Here is a 19581-nt window from a genome sequence, read left to right on the forward strand (position 1 = left end):
TGGTGCTTAGCAGAAAAGTTTACGTTTTGCCATCAATTCTGCGAGCATCTGGAAATAAGGCAGGCAGCAGTTTTCGGAGTGCGGTCACTCGCTCTGCTCGTTCGGCACTTAAGCGATTCCAAAAATCGTTAAGTTCCATAGAGAAAACTGCCATTATGAATAAAATGCTTATGCGAGCCGATGGCAAAACCTGAGCCTTCAGGCGAAGTTTTCTGCTAAGCTTTAAGGGAGGAATTGTCCTTGTCGGCAGTAAAGCCTATTTGTATTCTTTATAGAAATATTCCACGGTTTTCTTCAATCCCTGCCTGAAAGTAACCATTGGTTTCCAGCCAAGCTGTTTTTTGGCACGCGCATTGCTTAAGTAAATTTGCCTGACCTCGCCTTTCCTGCCCGGAATGTGCTTTGCCATGATCTTTGACCCCATAATGTCCTTTAGCGTCAGGAATAATTCATTGATTGAGATTTCCTTCTGCGTGCCGATATTGAATATCCTGTCTTTTGCCTTTCTTTCAATGGCCAAGAGTGACGCCCTTGCAACATCCTCAACAAAGATAAAATCCCGCCCCTGCCTTCCATCGCCAGTAATGAATGGCCTGCTTCCCTTCATAATGCTGAGGATGAAATTCGGCACTGCCCTTTTGCATTTTGGGTCATCCCTCGGGCCATAGACATTCGAGAATCTTAGGACGGTATAATCCAGCTTGTAATTCTGGTGGTATAGATAAAGATAATATTCCAGCGCCCTTTTGCTTGCGCCATACCCGCAGATTGGATTCACCGGATGATTTTCGTCAGCAGGCAGATATTCCGGCTCCCCATAAAGCGCCCCGCCTGTCGACAGGTACACAAATTTCTTAACGCGGTATTTCCTGCTGAGGTCTATGGCATTTATCCCGCCGATGATGTTGGTTTTTGCATCCTCCTGGGGATTCATCATGGAATAAATAACCTGCACCTGGGCAGCCGCATGCACCACGACATTGGGCCTTTCCTTCCTGAAAACCTTTTCCAATTGCACAAGATTTGTTATATCGGCTTTGTAGAATTTTGCCCTCTTGTCGACATTTTTCAATTGCCCTGCCGAGAGATTGTCTACTACAGCAACGCCAAATCCTTTTTTAACCAGCAGGTCCACAACATGGCTCGCAATAAAGCCTGCTCCGCCGGTCACCAGCACTTTCTTCTTTCCTGCCATGCTGCCTTAGGGAGTTAGGGATTATATAAATTTTCTGAAATTGCTGGTTCTGCAGAAAATGTTGTCAGCATCAATATGCGTAGGCCTGTCAAGATTTTGAAGCACAACTGGCAGGGGGATGTCCCTGAGCTGGCCTCAGCTCGCACGGAAGCTAGGGAGACATTCCTTCGGAAGTCTCCCGAACTGCATTTTAATAAGCATGGAGTTTAGGGGATTGAGTGAAGCGAAAATCCCCTCAAGACTAATTTCGTTGTCAAGGGGCGAAACCATTGCGGGGACGTCAGTTTATTCCTAACTCATAAACGGCCGAAGCCGATGCTGACCGAGGCAAAGCCGAGATTTTCTACAGAGCCGAAATTGCTATCTGAGCTCACGGCAATATCGATTTAATACTTATAAAAATACTTATTTTATTATTAATAAAAATAATAATAAAAATATATAGAAAAGTTTATATATAAATTAATAAATTAATATACAAAAATATAAGTATTATATATTAATGTCCAAATTATGCAGCAAGGCATAGCAGCCCTTGCCTGTAACGCAGAAGCGATGTGGACTGACAATGGTTGAGTTTAGGCGCAAAATCTATCGCAGAGGGTCCAGTTACGAGACTACGATCCCAATGCCACTTCTTTTCACTCTTGATTCGCGGAAAAAATACAATGTGATTTTCAGGCACGATAACGAGACAGGAAGATGGTACCTGGAATTTGAGGAGCGGCCCGGGAATGAGCGGTCAAATAAGAAGAGGAAGAAGTGAGGTGACAAGATGGCCATAAGTCTGAAGGAAGCAGTTGAGGCAATGGATTACGACGAGCTGATGAAGATTAAGATGGATTTGGAAAGCGGCGGCTTCAATGTTAAGCGCATGGTAATCCAGAAAGCCAGGGAAAAGGAAAGAAGGCATGAAGCCAAGTGCGCAGTCTGCTCAAACGAAATCAATGCCTACAGCAGCAATAATTACACCCTTATTTTCGGCCCCGAGGATTTCAGGAGAAAGGCATCTTTCTGCGGCATTGACTGCACGGAATACTTCATGGCCGACCTTAGGGACCTGAAAGGAATGAAAAAAAAGGAGGCTCCTGCCAGCAAGGCCGAGAATTTTGACCATAAGGTGTAAAGGTGGATATAGCAGCTGTGATTGCGAGGAAAAGAGATGCTTGACAAAAAATCCCTGAAATATATCGTAACTGCGCTTCGTGAAGGCTATACAAAAGACCAGATTGAGCAGGCACTGATAAACAGGGCATTTGACAAAGAGGAGATAGATGCGGCGCTCGATGCTGCAATCCAGAAGGTGAGGGGCAGGGAAAAAATGCAAAAAAAATTCCAGAGCTTTATCCCGCCCAATTTCCGTGAGAATGAGTCGAGGATAATAGAAAAATTTTCTTCAAGGATGCTGAAAAAAGGGTTCCATGCTGACCAGATAAGGGGGGTCCTCCTCGCAAGGGGCTATGACAAGGCCAAAGTCGACCAAATCATTCCCATTGTGGAAGAAAAAGCCAAAAAAGATGAGCATATTCATGAGTTCCTAAAGGAAGTCAAGGTACTGACAAGGTTCAGGACCACGGACCAGGAAATCAGGCATATCCATTGGATTAAGATCAGCTTTGTGGTTGCGGCATTGCTTCTTGGCTTGCTGTCTGCCTTGACATCTGCGCCATCGGATCTGGTTTCCCTGGCTGCTGTTGCAATTGGCGTGTGCATAGCCCTGCCTGTTGGAAGCTATGTCATGCACCATATGTCCTTGGCAATGCACACGACAGAGATACATTTCCACGATGCATTCAGGTACCTCGCAATAATGGGATTGCTCCTTTTTGCAATTAAGGCCTTTTTCCCAATTGAGGCCATGCTTGCATTCTTGATAGTTGTGATTTTTTTCCTTTCGAACATGGCAATAAAGCATTACAGCGTTCCTGTGGGCAAAGCTTACATAATGTCATCATCCACAATAATAATAGCAATGACTGTGATGTACGCGACAAGCGCATTGGTTGGTATGCTTTTCGCATTTTACCGGATTAAATTTTGAAAATTTGGATTCATAAGCAGGCGCATGGCTGGACAACGAGAAATAAAAAGAGGTGCATAGATGTATTATCGCAGGAAGGCAGAGGAGGCATTCACAGAGCTCGGTTCAGGCGCATCCGGCCTTGCATCGCAGGAAGCAAAGGCCAGGATTCAAAAATTCGGGTATAACGCGCTGGATGAGGAAAAAAAATTAAGCCCCTGGAAAATATTCCTGAGCCAGTTCACCAGCTTTATTGTCTGGATTCTTTTTGGCGCCACTATTGTCTCGGTCATTGTCGAGGAGTATATAGACGCGGGAGTCATACTTGTCATAATTCTCCTCAATGGCATCCTCGGGTTTATACAGGAATTCAAGGCTGAAAAATCCCTTGAGGCCCTGAAAAAATTGGCGAGCCTTAAGGCAAAGGTATTGAGGGATGGGAAGGAAGTGTCAGTTGATGCAAAGGAACTTGTGCCCGGTGATGTCATTATTCTCAGGGAAGGGGACAAGGTGCCTGCTGACGCAAGGGTTTTCTTTGTTGAAAGGCTGGAATCCCAGGAAGCGAGCCTTACCGGGGAATCCACAAATGTCCATAAAGTGACGGATGCCATTGACAAGGACTGTGAAATTGCAGACCAGCACAACATGGTGTTCTCTGGCACAGTCATAGTCAGGGGGACCGGAAAAGCAGTGGTTGTTGCAACTGGAATGCATACCCAGATTGGCAAGATTGCCAAATTGCTTGAAGAAAGCCAGGAAGAGCTGACCCCCCTCCAGGTCAAGCTCAAAAACCTTGGCAAATGGCTTGGCATTGCCACGATTGCCATCACGATAATTGTGTTTATAACAGGAATTCTGAGGGGGAAAGACTTTGCAGAAATGCTTCTGACATCGATAAGCCTTGCCGTGGCGGCCATCCCAGAGGGCCTGCCCGCAGTAGTGACAATCTCCCTTGCATTGGGAGTGCAGCGCATGATAAAGCGGCATTCCCTTATCAGAAAGCTGCCAAGCGTCGAAACATTGGGCTCCACAATGGTGATATGCACGGACAAAACAGGCACGCTCACCCATAACCAGATGACAGTGAGAAAGCTTTTTGTCAATGGAAAAGTTGTGGATGTCAGCGGCGAAGGCTACTCTGCCAAGGGGCAGTTTTCACAGAATCCCAGGGATTTCGAGCTGCTCCTGAGAATTGGCGCTGTTTGCAATGACGCGACATTGAATGGGGAGGAAGTGATGGGCGACCCCACTGAGGGCGCCTTGATAATAAGCGCAGCGAAGGCCGGCCTGAAGCACGAAGCCCTTCTGGCTTCAATGCCCAGGATTGAGGCAATTCCCTTTGATTCCGGAAGAAAGATGATGAGCACTGTCAATATGGCCGGCAGGAAGAGATTCATGTTTGTCAAGGGCGCGCCGGACATAATGGCAGACATTTGCGACAGGATTATTATTGACGGTAAAATAAAGAGATTTGACAGCAGGGCCAAAAAGCAGGTCCTGGCGGAGAATGAGGAATTCGCCAAAAATGCGCTGAGGGTCCTTGGATTTGCGTACAAGGAACTGCCAGGCAAGGCCAAGATAACTGAAAAGGACGAAAACAGGCTGATTTTTGTTGGACTGCAGGCAATGATTGACCCGCCGAGGGAGGAAGTCAAGGAGGCAATTGCCCGGTGCAAAACAGCAGGTATAAGGGTTGTCATGATAACGGGCGACCATAAGACTACAGCCCAGGCAATCGCAGCAGAGCTGGGCATCATTGGAAAAAGCGTTGAGGGAAAAGAGCTTGACAGGATTGATCTTGATTCAGCAGTAGAGCAGATTTCTATTTATGCGAGGGTCAATCCTGAGCACAAAATGAGGATTGTCGAAGCCTGGAAGCGCAGGGGTTTCATTGTGGCAGTCGGAGGGGATGGGGTCAATGATGCGCCCGCGCTAAAAAAAGCTGACATTGGCGTTGCAATGGGCATCACAGGTACGGATGTTGCCAAGGAAGCAAGTGACATGATTCTGACAGATGATAATTTTGCCTCAATTGTCAATGCTGTGGAAGAAGGAAGGGGGATTTATGATAATATCAAGAAATTTGTCAATTTCCTTCTTGCCTGCAACATTGGCGAGGTATTGATTATATTCATAGCGGGTTTTCTTTTTGACAGCCTTCCATTGGCTGCAATCCAGCTGCTTTGGCTCAATCTGATTACAGATGGCCTGCCTGCCCTTGCCTTGGGAGTTGACCCCGCGGCCAGGAATATAATGCTTAGGAAGCCGCGCCATAAAAGTGAGGAAATACTCTCAAGGAATGTGCTGGTCAACATTGCCGGCACGAGCATCATTATTGCGGCAGTTGTCCTGTTCCTTTACTGGCTAAACCTTGATTTAGGCGTGGATGAGGCCAGGACAGTTGCCTTTACTGCCACAGTTGTTGTTGAAATGGCGATTGTGCTGATGATACGCAGCGTTTATGACACCAAGTTCTTTTCAAATAAATTTGTCTGGTTCGCCATTGCGAGCAGCATTGCCCTGCAGGTCCTGGTTGTGTATTACCGGCCGCTGAATTCCATTTTCAAGACAGTGCCCTTGAATTTTATTGAATGGGTTGAGATCGTATTTGTGTCGCTCATAGCTTTTGGGTTCGGGCTTGTTGTCAGCAGGACAATCAGGAAAATGACCCATGAAGAGTTCTGAGTGTTTTGGCTTTTTCTTTAACGCGCCATATATGAAAATAATGATGAAAAAAGGCAATTCGCCAATATGAAGCATATATGAAATAGAAAGATTTATATACTAGATACTATAATAATATACATATTTGTATACTAATTTCCTTTTTAATAGCGTCACCCAAAGAACCACCCTATCGTTGGGGAGGTATGTGCAGGAAGTTGTTAGAATGAAAGCCGCGAGAAAAAAAGGCTTTCGCACACCCATGAATAACAAAGCCCAGAGAGGCAGCCATCTTGTTTGCCCCGGTATGCCAGGAGGCGAGTAGGATGCAGCTGCTGATTAGTGATATTGCCGTAATTATAATAGCCGCGGCTTTATTCGGATTCCTGTTCCGCCTGTTCAGGCAGCCAATTATAATAGCCTACATTGTTGCAGGATTCATAATCGGGCCATTCGGCCTGAATTATATCGGCAATGAAAACACAATACTCGCCATCTCAGAGCTCGGCATCACTTTCCTTCTGTTTCTTGTAGGCATTGAACTGAACATAAACCACATTAGGGAAGTTGGAAAAGTTGTGCTGTTCGGCGGCATGATGCAGGTTGCATTGACTGCATTTTTCGGTGGAATCCTGAGCTTTTTTATTGGTTTCAGCCCAATAGAATCCTTTTACCTTGGCCTGGTGCTGGCCTTCAGCAGCACGCTTGTTGTAATCAAGCACCTGTCAGACAACAAGGAAATCAGCACCATACACGGCCGGATCATGATTGGGATACTTGTCCTGCAGGATATTGTCGCTATAATGATTGTGACAATGCTCCCATCCCTGACTGACTTATCATTTGGGTCAGTAGGAAAAAGCGTGCTGAGCGGCCTCTCCTTGCTTGTGCTTGCTTATGTCACAAACAGGATAATGCTCAGGAAGATATTTGATTTTGCAGCAAAGACCCCTGAACTGCTCTTCCTTGCAAGCCTTGCTGTCTGCTTTATCTTTTCCTATCTGGCAACTATAATGGGCCTTTCTGCATCGATAGGGGCATTCCTGGCGGGAGTCATTATTGCCAACCTCCCCTACTCGACAAACATTGTCGGCAAGATAAAGCCCCTTACAACTTTTTTCAGCGCATTGTTTTTTGTTGGCCTGGGAATGCAGATTGTGCCAGGTTCAATCCCAAACATCATATTCCCGCTGGCAATCCTTGTAGGCATGGCTCTTTTCCTTAAGCCATTGCTTATGTTCCCGATAGTCTATTATTTTGGATACGACAGGAAGACAGCCTTCCTTATCTCGGCGACAATGGCGCAAGTCAGTGAGTTTTCACTGATTGTTGTTGCGCAGGGAGTGATTTTGGCGCATCTGACGCCTGACATATTGTCCCTTGTAATTTTCCTCACTGCCATAACAATGGGCCTGTCCAGCTACCTGTCAAATAACGGCCTTGATTTGTTCCACAAATATTCGCACAACCTGGATTTTATTGACAGGATTTTCCAGCGGAGAAAGAGCTTTGCGCAGGAAAGCATGGATGCTGTGCAGGAAGCCCAGGTCATAATTAATGGCTATGAAAACATGTCTGGTAGCATCCTGGAAAGCTTCATGAATAAAGGGAAAAAGGTGCTGATAGTGGACAATGACCCGCAAATAATAAGGCAGTTAAGGGACCTGAAAGTGAACTGCATGTATGGAGACCTTGCCCAGAGCGATGTGCTGGAAAATATAGACCTGTCAAAAGTTGAGGTTGTCATGTCAACTGTGCCGGCTTATGCGGACAGCCTGATTATTGTGCAGAAATTCAGGCAGGTTGGCAGGAAATCCGTATTGATCATGACGGCCAACAAGGTCAGCGAGTCATTTGCCCTGTATAACGCTGGCGCTGATTATGTTGTTATCCCCCATATTGAGGGAGAAAAGCAAATGGCCTACCTCCTGGAAGACTTTAATACTGATGTTTCCAAGGTCTTGTCAAAAAAGCTTGAGCATATTGCACAGCTGAAAAAAAGGCAGATACTCAAAGAGCAGTTCAATGGCGGCCATGAGAATTTCATGCAGGACATAGATGCAATGGTCAAGAACATTGCTGACATAATTATTGAGAGCAGGAACAAGTTGAAAAGGCCGGAGCATGGCAAAGTCAATGCTTCTGTTGCCGCCAAAAAGAAGGCTCTGCACATGACAAAGGCAGCCATGGATGCCCAGCAGCCATTGCAAAATGAAGATGCTGTTGCAGGGAAGGAAAAAGAGAAGGCAGGGGCAGAAGTATGAGAGTATTTTTCAGAAACGTTTTTAAAGCATGGGCATCGACAAAATAGACAGGTTGTCATTCAATAACCCGGGCCCGTGGTCTAGTGGTCATGACGTCTCGTTGACGTGATTCCACTTAATCTCAAAATCGAGAAGGTCCCCAGTTCGAATCTGGGCGGGCCCATTCATATTTCTTTAAATATCCTGCAAGATATATCACAACCAAAGAAAATTTTATATAATCAACAAGAATAGATCCATCAGGCGTGCTTCATGGTGGCATGCCTAAAAGAGGCAAGCATGGAACAGCAAGGGAACCAGCAGTCTTATTCGCAGCCTTATCCGATCTATACCCTGAGGCCGAGCGTCATGGGCGTAATGCTCCCAAAATTCATTCTTATGCTCTTATTGGGCGGATTGTTGTATTATGGGGGCTACCTCAACCTCAAATTCCTCAACATCAGGCTGACAACATTGTTCAAGCTGAGCATAATAGTCTGCACTTTCCTGGTTGTCGCATTCGCCCTTCTGATGGAATACAAAAAAGCGATACGGATTGACTTTTACTTTTACAGCGACCGGCTCTATGCAAACGGAAAATGGGTTATGTACAGCTCAATAGGCCATATAGACGCAAAAAGAGGGCCGATGGACCACCTGGCAAAGACTTGCAGCATCCACCTGGGCGACCAGGCTGTCCTAAAAAAAGTTCCTGACTCATTTAATATTTATCAGTACATCCAAAACCTGGTAAGCAGGGCAAAACAGCAATAGCAAACAGCTGTGCCTATGCTATGTTCTCCCAAAAAATTTATATATTGTCAAGAAAGGAATTGAATTATGCCAGCTGACGACACCAAGAAGTATATCCTGATTGCACTGCTTTTGCTGTCTGTATACTTGTCATTCCTTGTCATAAAGCCGATTTTCTATGCGCTTCTCTGGGCGCTGGTGCTTGCCTACTTATTCACGCCGATCTACAGGATTGTTAACAAAAAAATCAGGAATGAAAGAGCATCTTCCCTGCTAATAACATCCGCAATTGTTATCCTGACTGTTGTCCTTGCAACGGCAATCGTGAGCACCTTGAGCAATGAGATACTCATAACCTACTCTTCTGTTAAGGAAAGCTTCGATCCCGCAAATCTGGAGGTCAGGTGCCAAAATCCAGACCTTGTTTGCAAAGTGGCTGATATCCTAAGCCACGAGCAGATAAACCCGACGCCATACATCAACCAGGCGTTTAGCAAGCTCATGGACAAGATCGTTGAGCAGACTTCCAACTTGGCATTTTCCATTCCAGGCAAAGTGGTTGAATTGTTTATAGTATTTTTTGTCATGTACTATCTTTTCATCAACGGCGAGTCTTTTTTGAAATCCATCGCCAGCATACTCCCGATGGACAAAAAGCACAAGGAGCAGATTGTCAACAGGGTTTCCGATGTTGTCGGGGGAGTTGTCTACGGCCACATTCTCACTGCATTGATTGTCGGCGTGGTGGGCACAATTGGATTCTCAATGTTCAACATGTCATCCCCGGTTTTATTGGGATTCCTTGTTGGCCTGGCCGCTTTTGTCCCTGGAATTTCAACCACGGTTATCTGGCTTCCGGTGGCAGTGTACCAATTTCTAAATGGCTTTTACAGCCACGATAAGATACTGATGGCCAAGGGTGTTGGCATATTGCTTTTTGGCATTTTTGCGCTGGCATATATTGACAACATTATCCGCGCGAAATTGATAGGGGACAGGGCAAGAGTCCATCCTGCAATTGTCCTTATTGGCGCATTTGGAGGGCTGCTTTCCTTTGGATTTATTGGAATCTTCATAGGCCCATTGATTATCACGGTTTTCATCACACTTGTGGAGATTTATGGCGAAAGCCAGGACTGGTAAAAGGAATAAGGCAATATGAAGCTAAAAATCAAGGACATGGATGTTGAAACAGGCGGCCCGCTGGTGGCAGTCATGCATGTCGATGATGCGAAGATGCTGGACTTCCATCACGGAGACAGGGTAAGGCTGACTTACAAGGACAGGAAAGCAGTATCAATCCTCAATCTTGCCGAAAGCAAGAGAAGCGTGCCAATTGGCAGCATCGGATGCTATGAGGAAGTCCTGAGAAAGCTTGGGGCAAAGGGTGGGCAAAAAGTGGGCATTGCCCTGGAAGAAAAGCCGGCAAGTGTGCAGTATATCAAGAAGAAATTGAATGGAGGCACCCTGACCTACAAGGAGTTTTATCAGATTGTCAGCGATATTTCCCAGAACAAGCTCAATGATATCGAATTGACTTATTTTGTGTCTGCATGCCACACAAATGTCATGACCTTGAGGGAAACCATAGACCTGACAAAAGCAATGATTGCGACAGGGGATGTGTTGAAGCTCAAGAAAAAGCCAGTCATTGACAAGCACTGTGTTGGAGGTGTTGCCGGCAACAGGACAACAATGATAATTGTCCCAATTCTGGCTGCAGCTGGCCTGACCGTGCCAAAAACATCATCCAGGTCGATTACCAGCCCTGCCGGGACTGCTGACACTGTGGAAGTGCTTACAAAAGTTTCCTTTAATGTTGATAGGATGAAAAAGATTGTAAACAAGATTGGCGCCTGCATGGTTTGGGGCGGCTCAATCAATCTTGCTCCGGCTGATGACAGGATAATCAGGGTTGAGCACCCGTTGAGCATTGACAGCCGAAGCCAGCTGCTGGCAAGCATAATCGCAAAAAAAGCCAGTGTTTCGGCCACTCATGTCCTGGTTGACATACCCGTCGGCAGGGGCGCAAAGATTGAGACAATGGATAAGGCAAGGGACTTGAAGCGCCAATTTGAAGTGATCGGAAGGAGCGTGGGCATCAGCATCAAAGTGATAATAACCGACGGCAGCCAGCCCATTGGAAACGGGCTCGGCCCTGCCCTGGAAGCGAGGGATGTGATGTGGATATTGAGGAATGATGAGAAAGGCCCCCGGGACCTTAGGAAAAAATCTGTAATGATGGCTGGACTGATTTTGGAAATGGCGGGCAAGGCAAGGAAAGGGCAAGGCAAGGAAAAAGCGCTGGATTTGCTCGAATCCGGAAAGGCCTATAAAAAAATGCAGGAAATCATTAGGGCGCAGGGCGGAAAAGTGAAAAGGCCTGAAGACCTTCCGATAGCCAAGTTTGCCCAGGATGTTTTTGCGGCCAAATCAGGCAGGATAACCCATATAGACAATACTTATATCAGCAAGATTGCAAGGGCAGCCGGGGCGCCCAGGGACAGCACCGCGGGTGTTTACCTATACCTTCACAAAAATGACCTTGTCAAAAAAGGCGAGATTTTGTTCACCATTTATTCCAACAGCAGGCAAAGGCTGGATTTCGCCAGGGAACAAACGAGATTAAATGTTGGATTTGAGATTAAATAATTTCCTGCATTCCGCGCCGCGACAATCCCATAGTTTTTTAAACTTGCGCCGCCTTTTCAGAGTTATGGATAAAATAATAATTCTTGACATGGGAGGTCAATATGCCCACCTGCTTGCGCGCAGGGTCAGGCAGCTTGGTGTTTACTCAGAGATTTTGCCAAGCGACACACCTGTTTCAATCCTTAAAAAGGCAAAAGGCATCATCATTTCAGGCGGCCCGGATTCAGTTTATGAAAAAGGCTCGCCGCAATGCGACCCCAGACTTTTCACCCTGAAAATTCCCATCCTTGGGTTGTGTTACGGGCACCAGATAATGGCTCATTATATGGGTGGTAAGGTCTTGCCCGGAAAAACAAAGGAATACGGCCTGGCCTCGCTTGACGTCAGGAAAAAAGCCGGATTGTTTGCCGGCCTTTCCGCGCAGGAAACCATCTGGATGAGCCATGGTGACTCTGTTGCAAATGCTCCGCCGGGTTTTTCGGTGACAGGCTCTACATCTGACTGCCCAATCGCTGCAATGGCTGACAGTTCCAGGAACTATTACGGCGTGCAATTCCATCCGGAAGTGACGCACACAAGGCACGGCATGAAAATACTTTCAAACTTTGTAGTAAATATTTGCAAAGCCAGGAAATCATGGAGCATGAAAAATTTTATCGAAAATAAGGTTAAAGAGATACAAAAAGAGGTTGGCAACCGCAACGTTCTCCTGCTCATAAGCGGAGGGGTGGACTCCACTGTATGCTTCGCGCTGCTCAACAAAGCTTTGGGCACAAAGCGTGTCTATGGCCTGCACATTGACAATGGCTTTGTCAGGACAGACGAAAGCAAGAATGTTGAAAAGGCATTCAGGAAGCTTGGCTGGAACAATTTCCATGCCGTTGATTCTTCAAAGGATTTCCTGAATGCTGTCAAAGGTGTCGCAGACCCGGAAAAGAAGAGAAAAATAATCGGCGAGACATTTATCAGGGTGCAGCAGCAGGAAGTTGCAAAGCTGAAGCTTGACACTAAAAAGTGGATGCTTGGCCAGGGCACAATTTATCCTGACACTATTGAAACAAAAGGGACAAGGCATGCTGACCTCATTAAAACCCATCACAACAGGGTCGACCTTGTCCAGGACATGATAAAAAAAGGGCTGGTAACAGAGCCAATCAAGGAATTATACAAAGATGAGGTGAGGGAATTGGGAGAACGGCTCGGCCTTCCAAAGCACCTTGTCTGGCGCCACCCATTCCCCGGGCCCGGCCTTGCTGTGCGATGCCTTTGCGTCGGCAGGCCTGAATTGCTTGAAAATGAAGATGACATAGACCGCAGGGCGGGGCTGATCTGCGCAAAATACGGTGCAACAGCAAAAGTAATGCCGGTCAAGAGCGTCGGTGTACAGGGCGATGCGAGGACATACAGGCATCCGTTGATCGTGAGCAAAATAAATGATTATCGGCAACTCGAAAAAATGTCAACAGAATTGACAAACAAAATCAAGGAGATAAATCGGGTTATTTTGTCAGTTGGCGCCAAAGGCAGCCTGAATAATGCAAGTGTTTTGCAGAATTCCTTCCTGACAAAGGAAAGGCTGGACTTGTTGAGAAAAGCTGATGATGTTGTTAACAGCCATCTTGACAGGAAGATGTACACAAGAATCTGGCAATTCCCGGTGGTTCTGGCGCCCCTTTCATTTTCCGGCGGGGAAAGCATAATATTGAGGCCTGTTGAATCGAAAGAGGCAATGACGGCCAACTGGGCGCATTTGCCTGAGGATGTCTTGAAAAGCATAAGCAAAGAACTCCTGGCAATCAAAGGGATTGATGCAGTTTTCTACGATGTCACGAACAAGCCGCCAGGGACAATTGAGTGGGAATGAAAATCTGGTACTTTGAACTCATCCTGGTTGTTGCAACGTTAATGCCCATGTCTATCACCTCGGTAAGATTTATCTTACTATACATTTTAACCTTTCTGTTTTTATCAATTTCTCTGTTCTGAACTGTCTCTTTATTAGAAATATAACAGAAAAGATTGTTTTTTAACTAATTTGGCAGCCTCGGGAGAGAGGTGGAAACAATCTAAGAAAGCTATATAAAGCAACTTTGATGCATCCTATTATATGAACTATAAACACATTGTTACAGAGAAGCTCAAAAAGTATAAGAAAGAGGATATTATCATAACAGAACATGCCTACGAACAGGCTATCTTTAGGAGTATCAACATTGATGAAATAAAGGAAAATATTATAAACCCTAAAAGATTGTTCTATGCTATAAAGCAGACAGCGCAAAAAGAGGGAGAAGAAAAATACGACTGCTACTTTGGTTATAGCAAAACGCAGTGCCACAGATATGCAATTGTCATCAATGGCAAATGCATTGTATGCACAGCCATTAAAATAAACAGGAGGTGGCAGCATATAGCTGAGAAAAATGCCAAATTTTAACTTTAGTTATGACAAAGAGAATGATGACTTGTTCTTATTCAAGCCTAAAGCAAGTTCCAAGGGAAGCATTGAATTAGGCAACATAATACTGGACTTTAACACTAAAAAAGAGTTTGTTGGCATGCAGGTTATGGATGCTTCGAAATTCCTTTGTGATTTGGTAAAAGGGAGTGCTAGTGAAATAAGGAATATTCTAAATAACTTGACAAGTTGTAAGATTGATACTAAGGTAAGGGGAAACTTATTGATAATTCAATTTTTGCTTATAGCCAATAAAAAAGAAATTGCACCGATAATTACAATGCCGCATATAATAGAAAGCAGTCCTGCATTAGCATATGCCTGATAATTCTGCACTTCCTTCACCATTTACCTCATCCAGAACATCTTGAAACTAAACAGTCTTCTTTGTTCTGAACTGCTGCTGTAAGAGAAATATAACAGAATTAACTTAGTTTAACTAATTTGGCAGCCTCGATAAAGTGGAGGCACTAATGATTACAACATTAAGAGAATTGGTACTATTGAACGGTTGCCTTTTTCCCTGACTATCTCCTTGATTTTGTCATATCTGTCCATATTAAGATAATACTTCCAGCCATGCTCTTTCTTCTTTTTATGGCAGATTTTTTGTTTTACTAATGCCTCAAGAACAGTTTCAACCTTGTCCAAATCCTCTTTTGATATCCCAGATTTCAGGACATGGATATAAACAGAGCCCTTGCCAAAACAGTTTTGGTCAAAAAGTTTCTTAACTATTGTCCTGCTTATCCTTATATATTCGCTTCTTTTTACCTTAGGCATGGATACAATAGCAATTATGGAATATATAAACATGTGGTCTAAATTTAGTCCCTTATGAGCCTAATTAGAAACCTTTAAATAGAAGCAAGTGTTTATTGCATTCATTATGGAAAAATCTGTATTTTTAAAGGAAGAGGGCAACACGCCCAAAAACAGGATATGGAGCTTTTTAATAGTCCATTCAGAATATGACTATTCTATGAAAGATATTGCAAGATTTTCAAAAGTTGGCTACACTACACTAAAAGAAATTTGGAAAGAGCTCAGACTGAAAAATATAGTAGTCCAGACAAGAACTGTTGGAAAAGCAAAGATGTTCAGATTGAATCTTAAGAACCCTGTTGTGAATAAATTTACAGATTATTATTGGACAGTTGTAGATTCAGTTGTCAGAAGAGAAAACAATGTTGAAGAACAAAATCAGCATGGTTCGCCATCAATTGGCGCAATTCCTGTTTCTGCAAGGCATTTTTAGCTTCACATCCTGCACTTCCTTCACTAGCCTGCCCCATCCAGAACATTTTGAAACTAATCAGTCTTCTTTGTTCTGAACTGTTGCTGTAAAAGAGATATAACAGAATTAACTTAACTAATTTGGCAGCCTCGAAGTAGAGGCGGAACAGTCAAAATCAATTACAGAAACATGTCTTTATTTTGCTTCTAGGACGACACCTGGCTGGGTTTGGTGACATTAGGCGAGACTTTCAAGCTTAAGACTGCTTCTGTCCAGGGGGTGCCAATGCCTTCAACACTGCAAAAATCACGGAAATCCGGGATTAACTGCCTGTTTCTTTCTGGAATATCAGCTTTCCTGACCTGTGCTATTGCCCCTGCCAGCCTTTTGGGTAGATATGTATGTCTATTTCCTTCTTCATTTTAGCCCTCCAAAGAAACAGTGGCTATGAGTGTATTTAAGCCGAACGGCCATTTTTGGCTATCCGGCGTTTAAACTGAAGAAGGACGCCGTGGCCCAGATTTGAACTGGGAAATCCTTTCGGAAACAAGCTTAATGGTACTGTCCGTGAAAACAGTGTTTCCAGGCTTACGCTCAATATACCCGTGCTCATGAGAATATGATTTGCGCAGTACCAGGTTGTGCCACCACGGCAATCCAGTATGAAGTTGATGCAATCATTTTATAAATTTAATGACTTCTTGAGTTCCCGCTATTTCTGGCCTGTCGGCATCATTACAGGTATGCCTTTCTTGATTGCGTATTTTCTTTTGCATTTAGCGCAGACCAGGGCTGTCCTGCCGGAATTGTACTTAACATCTGATTTGCACATTGGGCAGGCTAGAATCCTGTAAAGCTCGACGGGAATCGGATCCTTTTTCGATGCTTTTCCTGCAACCTTCTTCTTTGCTGCCATTATCACGGCACAATGGCGAAAAATATAAAAATCTTTCCAAAAAAAGGAAAGTTTAAATATGAGCACTTGAATTGATATATAAAATTTGTGTGGGTTTTCGTCAGGTAAATAAATCCTTTAAAAAAGAGTGGTGGGGGACTGGTTGAATGCAAGCGTACGTGAAAAAATGCCCAGAGTGCAGCGGTATAAACTTGTTCTGGAATAAAGACCGCGGTGAGATCATCTGCCGTGACTGCGGCCTTGTTGTTGAGGAAAAAATGGTCGACTTTGACCAGGAATGGCGTGACTTTGATTCTGATCAGGGTGAGTCCAGGAGGCGCAGCGGCGCACCAATGACTTACACCCAATACGACCAGGGCCTGGGGACTGAGGTTGGTCGCAAAACAGACCTTTATGCCCTGGCCGGGAAGGATAGGAACAAGTTCTTCAGGCTCAGGAAATGGCAGTACAGGATATCAACTGCCATTGAAAGGAATCTCAAGCTCGCATTGTCTGAGCTGAAGAGGGTTTCATCTTATTTGAAACTGCCAAAATCAGTTGAAGAAGAATCTGCAAGGATTTACACAATGGCGGTGCAAAGGGGGCTTGTCCGCGGACGAAGCATGGAAAGCGTCGTTGCCGGGGCATTGTATGCTGCCTGCAGGCGCCATGACGTTCCAAGGACGCTTGATGAATTGTCAGAGGCATCCGGCATTGAAAAAAAGGAAATCGGCCGGACTTACCGCTTTGTGACAAGGGAGCTGGGAATCAACATCCTGCCGAGCAACCCGTCGGATTACATTGCAAGGTTCTCAAGCGCGCTTAAGCTCAGCGCTGAAACTCAGAGCAAGAGCATAGAAATCCTTGAAAGCGCGCAAAAGGCTGAGCTGACTTCAGGGAGAGGGCCGACAGGGATTGCTGCGGCTGCGCTTTATGTGAGCGCCTTGATCCATGGCGAGAAAAGGACCCAGAGGGAAGTTGCTGATGTCGCCGGCGTTACAGAGGTAACAATCAGGAACAGGTACAAGGAGCTTCTCGAAGAGCTCGACCTTGACAAGGAGATAAGGAGAGTCAGGAAGAGGAGGAGAGTGAGCTAGGCAGATCATTGAAATTTTTTTATTATTTTTTTCACAAAAATTATTTCATCGGCATAAATTGAAGACAGGCGAAGAGGCCAATTGCGTGGACAACCCAATGCCAGGAAACAACAGCAGGGAAACAGCCAGAGTTCTTGAAGGCTTGGTAAAGCAGGCTTACCGCGGCGCGCTTACGAATCCAAGAAGCCTTGCCATGAATATTACTGCCAGGCACCCATTGCTTGAAAAGCAGGTCGAAGGATATTATGGGCAGATGGTTGCCGAGATTGACAGGAAAGTTTCTGGTTATGAGTCAATTGATGCATGGAATAGCCTTGCCCCGTCTGATTTTTATGCTGCGGCATTGCTTAGCCAGGTTTCAAAAGTCCGCGCCATAAGGGATTTCAGCGCAAGCGGCACCAGCAGCAATTATGCCAAGGATTTGCTGACGTATGCCCTGGTTGATTATGCTGCAGATAGGATTGCCGCAAAAGCATTGCTTCAGGCTGCAGCCTTGCCCAGGGAAGAAAACAAAAAAGTCGGTGAATTGGCCCAGGTAGTCTAGGAATGGTTCAGAATCTGTGCATTTTTTTCTGGAAATCAGCTATCGTTCCTTGTTTTACCCGAATCCCTTCTTTTTTCAGCATCATGATTTTCTTCCTGGAATTCATCCTGCCTGCAAATCCGCCAAGGCTCCCGTCGCTGGCAACAACCCTGTGGCATGGAACTTCAGGGGCATAGGGATTGCATCGCAGTGCCTGGCCAACTGCCCGATATGCTTTGGTTTTCATTGCTTTTGCAATTGCCTTGTAGGTCGAAACTTTTCCTTTTGGGATTTTCCTGCAAAGCTTGTAGACTTTGTCTGCAAATTTCATTCCAACAGCCCCATTATCCTGGCAAAATTTTGCCCTGATTGATTTTTCTTGTAGCCCTGGGCTAATTTAATGATATCATCCTTATTTATTATAATCCTTTTTTCCCTTAAGATGTCGGTCGCATGCCCGAGTGTAAAAAATTGGCAAAACTGGGTGACATTTTTTGGCTTGTCTGTCCTCCTGCACCGCTCAAAATCAATCATGACCGCCTGCAGCCGCCTGTTTTTCCTGGATACTATGACATGCTTTGTCGGCCGTGTCATCTCGAGCTTGTTGATTCCCAGCCTGTCAAGTGTCCTGCACTGCTGCATGACATTGCGCAGCACAGCCAGTGTGTCTTTTTTGGACGCGGTTTCAAGGAAATCAATTATGTATTCGCCTTCCACAAACTTGTAGGCAAGCTGGCCATCTTCATATGCTACAAATTCTGGGCCAATTGAATGGGCATTGAGCAGCCTGAGCCATTCTGCCTCGCGGCCAATGGCATTTTCAGCTTTGCTGCCAAACCTCTTTTCCTTTATTGCGATTTTCACCCGGCCGAGCATTGCCGTGCTTACAACTCCGCGCTTTCCGCGTGCAAATAATCTCCTGTTTTTTGCTTTCCTTATTATTCCCGGCATTGGCTCATCCCCGGCCCGGCAGGTCATGCCTCTATCAAATAGACAAACAGCTTTTCAAAATCCATCTTTTTCTCTTTTATGATTTTAAACTTGAACTTTTGCCCTGCCAGCGCCCTTTCAATGTGCTTGCGGTTGGTGAGGGTGCTTATCAGCAGCAATATTTTTCCATTCTGTTTCAGATAATGCCTGGCTTGCCCAAGAAACCTTTCAACAATTTCGTATCCTTTTTCTCCTCCGTCCAAAGCAATGTCCTTTGCTTTCGGATGATTGGGCAAGTAAGGCGGATTGAAAATGATCAGGTCAAATTTGCCAAGCACTTTTGAAAAAAGGTCAGATTGCATGGCCTTAATTTTTGGGCCTGCGTTCTTCTTGAGAAGCTCCTTCACAGCCTCTGGGTCGATGTCGGCTGCAACGACCTCATCGCAGTATCTCCCGGCTTCCATGGCCTGTATGCCGGATCCAGTGCCCATGTCCAGCACCCGCCCCCTTGCAAAATCCCGTACAACTTCCTTAAGCAGAAGACTGTCTTCCCTTGGCCAGTATACCATTCCCCTCATTACTGTGGCAAAATATATAAACTTATCCTGCGTATAATGCCCTTAGATATATTCACTGTCATAATTATGGATAATCCGCTTTTGCTTGACGTGAAGATTCAGCAAGACTTTGACGAGTACATAAACTATCTTCCGCACAGGATACCCTGCAAATACATGATTTCTACAGTCGTTGACCTATGCTCGCATGATGAATTCAAGTGCCCGTTCAGGGGAGAGGAGGTTTATTCTTTTGCGCACGGCCCCAAGAGCGAATGCAAAAGGCCCAAAATCATGCACATGAAGGAAATTCTGGGATTGAAGAAATAGCTTGCTTTTTCTCCCACATGGCTGGAA

The 19581-nt window shown here is 45.1% G+C and carries 21 protein-coding genes and 2 tRNA genes; 16 read left to right on the forward strand and 7 right to left on the reverse strand.

Features of this window, described 5'->3' with window-relative positions; translation table 11 throughout:
• Nucleotides 1-256: 256 nt before the first annotated feature.
• A complete protein-coding gene (locus tag J4227_05675; protein ID MBS3109990.1) occupies nt 257-1195 on the reverse strand; it encodes an NAD-dependent epimerase/dehydratase family protein in 939 nt (312 codons plus the stop codon).
• 568 nt (nt 1196-1763) lie between these two features.
• On the opposite strand from J4227_05675, the gene J4227_05680 reads away from it, so the two are divergent.
• From J4227_05680 to J4227_05735, 12 genes are all read left to right on the forward strand, one after another.
• Nucleotides 1764-1961, forward strand: a complete 198-nt coding sequence (locus tag J4227_05680) for a hypothetical protein (protein ID MBS3109991.1) — start codon at nt 1764-1766, stop codon at nt 1959-1961.
• Between the two features lie 9 nt (nt 1962-1970).
• Nucleotides 1971-2321 carry a hypothetical protein gene (locus tag J4227_05685; GenBank protein ID MBS3109992.1) on the forward strand — a complete coding sequence of 117 codons (351 nt, stop codon included), beginning with the start codon at nt 1971-1973 and terminating at the stop codon, nt 2319-2321.
• Between the two features lie 36 nt (nt 2322-2357).
• The gene (locus tag J4227_05690) at nt 2358-3236 is read left to right on the forward strand and encodes a RecX family transcriptional regulator (GenBank protein ID MBS3109993.1); all 879 of its coding nucleotides are present in this window, start codon (nt 2358-2360) and stop codon (nt 3234-3236) included.
• Nucleotides 3237-3296: 60 nt separating this feature from the next.
• Nucleotides 3297-5900: a calcium-translocating P-type ATPase, SERCA-type gene (locus J4227_05695; GenBank protein MBS3109994.1), complete on the forward strand. Its 2604-nt coding sequence runs from the start codon at nt 3297-3299 to the stop codon at nt 5898-5900.
• Between the two features lie 305 nt (nt 5901-6205).
• Complete coding sequence (locus J4227_05700; protein MBS3109995.1) at nt 6206-8143, forward strand: cation:proton antiporter; 1938 nt, start codon at nt 6206-6208, stop codon at nt 8141-8143.
• A 69-nt stretch (nt 8144-8212) separates the two neighbouring features.
• Nucleotides 8213-8306 (forward strand) — tRNA-Val (locus tag J4227_05705).
• Between the two features lie 116 nt (nt 8307-8422).
• Nucleotides 8423-8896, forward strand: coding sequence for a hypothetical protein (locus J4227_05710; GenBank protein MBS3109996.1), 474 nt, complete (start codon nt 8423-8425; stop codon nt 8894-8896).
• A 66-nt stretch (nt 8897-8962) separates the two neighbouring features.
• Nucleotides 8963-10018 carry an AI-2E family transporter gene (locus tag J4227_05715; GenBank protein ID MBS3109997.1) on the forward strand — a complete coding sequence of 352 codons (1056 nt, stop codon included), beginning with the start codon at nt 8963-8965 and terminating at the stop codon, nt 10016-10018.
• Between the two features lie 15 nt (nt 10019-10033).
• Nucleotides 10034-11527, forward strand: a complete 1494-nt coding sequence (locus J4227_05720) for an AMP phosphorylase (protein MBS3109998.1) — start codon at nt 10034-10036, stop codon at nt 11525-11527.
• A 64-nt stretch (nt 11528-11591) separates the two neighbouring features.
• A complete protein-coding gene (gene guaA / locus J4227_05725; protein MBS3109999.1) occupies nt 11592-13391 on the forward strand; it encodes a glutamine-hydrolyzing GMP synthase in 1800 nt (599 codons plus the stop codon).
• 243 nt (nt 13392-13634) lie between these two features.
• Nucleotides 13635-13964, forward strand: coding sequence for a hypothetical protein (locus J4227_05730; protein ID MBS3110000.1), 330 nt, complete (start codon nt 13635-13637; stop codon nt 13962-13964).
• Nucleotides 13951-14310, forward strand: a complete 360-nt coding sequence (locus J4227_05735) for a DUF2283 domain-containing protein (GenBank protein MBS3110001.1) — start codon at nt 13951-13953, stop codon at nt 14308-14310. Before J4227_05730 ends, J4227_05735 begins: the two co-directional genes overlap by 14 nt.
• Before the next feature lie 152 nt (nt 14311-14462).
• Here the strand turns inward: J4227_05735 and J4227_05740 are convergent, their stop codons facing one another.
• Nucleotides 14463-14768, reverse strand: a complete 306-nt coding sequence (locus J4227_05740; protein MBS3110002.1) for a hypothetical protein — start codon at nt 14766-14768, stop codon at nt 14463-14465.
• Between the two features lie 106 nt (nt 14769-14874).
• Here J4227_05740 and J4227_05745 point away from each other — a divergent pair, with 106 nt between their 5' ends.
• Nucleotides 14875-15243: a hypothetical protein gene (locus tag J4227_05745; GenBank protein ID MBS3110003.1), complete on the forward strand. Its 369-nt coding sequence runs from the start codon at nt 14875-14877 to the stop codon at nt 15241-15243.
• A 486-nt stretch (nt 15244-15729) separates the two neighbouring features.
• Here J4227_05745 and J4227_05750 read toward each other — a convergent pair.
• Both J4227_05750 and J4227_05755 read right to left on the reverse strand, forming a co-directional pair.
• Nucleotides 15730-15876 (reverse strand) — tRNA-Ser (locus tag J4227_05750).
• Nucleotides 15877-15934: 58 nt separating this feature from the next.
• Complete coding sequence (locus J4227_05755; protein ID MBS3110004.1) at nt 15935-16138, reverse strand: Trm112 family protein; 204 nt, start codon at nt 16136-16138, stop codon at nt 15935-15937.
• Nucleotides 16139-16284: 146 nt separating this feature from the next.
• Between J4227_05755 and J4227_05760 the strand changes: the two genes are divergently transcribed.
• Nucleotides 16285-17214, forward strand: coding sequence for a transcription initiation factor IIB (locus J4227_05760; protein ID MBS3110005.1), 930 nt, complete (start codon nt 16285-16287; stop codon nt 17212-17214).
• Between the two features lie 58 nt (nt 17215-17272).
• A complete protein-coding gene (locus J4227_05765; protein ID MBS3110006.1) occupies nt 17273-17758 on the forward strand; it encodes a hypothetical protein in 486 nt (161 codons plus the stop codon).
• A gap of 7 nt (nt 17759-17765) precedes the next feature.
• Here J4227_05765 and J4227_05770 read toward each other — a convergent pair whose 3' ends face one another.
• Genes J4227_05770 through J4227_05780 form a run of 3 tightly spaced genes read right to left on the reverse strand, consistent with a single transcriptional unit; the run spans nt 17766 to nt 19236 of the window.
• On the reverse strand, nt 17766-18068 hold the full coding sequence (locus tag J4227_05770; GenBank protein ID MBS3110007.1) for an MGMT family protein: 303 nt from the start codon (nt 18066-18068) through the stop codon (nt 17766-17768).
• Nucleotides 18065-18715, reverse strand: a complete 651-nt coding sequence (locus tag J4227_05775; GenBank protein ID MBS3110008.1) for a hypothetical protein — start codon at nt 18713-18715, stop codon at nt 18065-18067. The genes J4227_05770 and J4227_05775 overlap by 4 nt, the downstream gene beginning before the upstream one ends.
• Nucleotides 18712-19236, reverse strand: coding sequence for a methyltransferase (locus tag J4227_05780; GenBank protein MBS3110009.1), 525 nt, complete (start codon nt 19234-19236; stop codon nt 18712-18714). Before J4227_05780 ends, J4227_05775 begins: the two co-directional genes overlap by 4 nt.
• Before the next feature lie 45 nt (nt 19237-19281).
• On the opposite strand from J4227_05780, the gene J4227_05785 reads away from it, so the two are divergent.
• The gene (locus tag J4227_05785) at nt 19282-19554 is read left to right on the forward strand and encodes a hypothetical protein (protein MBS3110010.1); all 273 of its coding nucleotides are present in this window, start codon (nt 19282-19284) and stop codon (nt 19552-19554) included.
• Nucleotides 19555-19581 lie beyond the last annotated feature (27 nt).

It is taken from the genome of Candidatus Woesearchaeota archaeon, assembly GCA_018303405.1.
Taxonomy (GTDB): Archaea; Nanobdellota; Nanobdellia; order Woesearchaeales; family JABMPP01; genus JAGVYD01.

Coding starts and splice junctions, on each gene's coding strand:
- J4227_05675 (MBS3109990.1), bottom strand. CDS start 1,195: ATGGCAGGAAAGAAGAAAGTGCTGGTGACCGGCGGAGCAGGCTTTATT.
- J4227_05680 (MBS3109991.1), top strand. CDS start 1,764: ATGGTTGAGTTTAGGCGCAAAATCTATCGCAGAGGGTCCAGTTACGAG.
- J4227_05685 (MBS3109992.1), top strand. CDS start 1,971: ATGGCCATAAGTCTGAAGGAAGCAGTTGAGGCAATGGATTACGACGAG.
- J4227_05690 (MBS3109993.1), top strand. CDS start 2,358: ATGCTTGACAAAAAATCCCTGAAATATATCGTAACTGCGCTTCGTGAA.
- J4227_05695 (MBS3109994.1), top strand. CDS start 3,297: ATGTATTATCGCAGGAAGGCAGAGGAGGCATTCACAGAGCTCGGTTCA.
- J4227_05700 (MBS3109995.1), top strand. CDS start 6,206: ATGCAGCTGCTGATTAGTGATATTGCCGTAATTATAATAGCCGCGGCT.
- J4227_05710 (MBS3109996.1), top strand. CDS start 8,423: ATGGAACAGCAAGGGAACCAGCAGTCTTATTCGCAGCCTTATCCGATC.
- J4227_05715 (MBS3109997.1), top strand. CDS start 8,963: ATGCCAGCTGACGACACCAAGAAGTATATCCTGATTGCACTGCTTTTG.
- J4227_05720 (MBS3109998.1), top strand. CDS start 10,034: ATGAAGCTAAAAATCAAGGACATGGATGTTGAAACAGGCGGCCCGCTG.
- guaA (MBS3109999.1), top strand. CDS start 11,592: ATGGATAAAATAATAATTCTTGACATGGGAGGTCAATATGCCCACCTG.
- J4227_05730 (MBS3110000.1), top strand. CDS start 13,635: ATGAACTATAAACACATTGTTACAGAGAAGCTCAAAAAGTATAAGAAA.
- J4227_05735 (MBS3110001.1), top strand. CDS start 13,951: ATGCCAAATTTTAACTTTAGTTATGACAAAGAGAATGATGACTTGTTC.
- J4227_05740 (MBS3110002.1), bottom strand. CDS start 14,768: ATGCCTAAGGTAAAAAGAAGCGAATATATAAGGATAAGCAGGACAATA.
- J4227_05745 (MBS3110003.1), top strand. CDS start 14,875: ATGGAAAAATCTGTATTTTTAAAGGAAGAGGGCAACACGCCCAAAAAC.
- J4227_05755 (MBS3110004.1), bottom strand. CDS start 16,138: ATGGCAGCAAAGAAGAAGGTTGCAGGAAAAGCATCGAAAAAGGATCCG.
- J4227_05760 (MBS3110005.1), top strand. CDS start 16,285: ATGCAAGCGTACGTGAAAAAATGCCCAGAGTGCAGCGGTATAAACTTG.
- J4227_05770 (MBS3110007.1), bottom strand. CDS start 18,068: ATGAAATTTGCAGACAAAGTCTACAAGCTTTGCAGGAAAATCCCAAAA.
- J4227_05775 (MBS3110008.1), bottom strand. CDS start 18,715: ATGACCTGCCGGGCCGGGGATGAGCCAATGCCGGGAATAATAAGGAAA.
- J4227_05780 (MBS3110009.1), bottom strand. CDS start 19,236: ATGGTATACTGGCCAAGGGAAGACAGTCTTCTGCTTAAGGAAGTTGTA.
- J4227_05785 (MBS3110010.1), top strand. CDS start 19,282: ATGCCCTTAGATATATTCACTGTCATAATTATGGATAATCCGCTTTTG.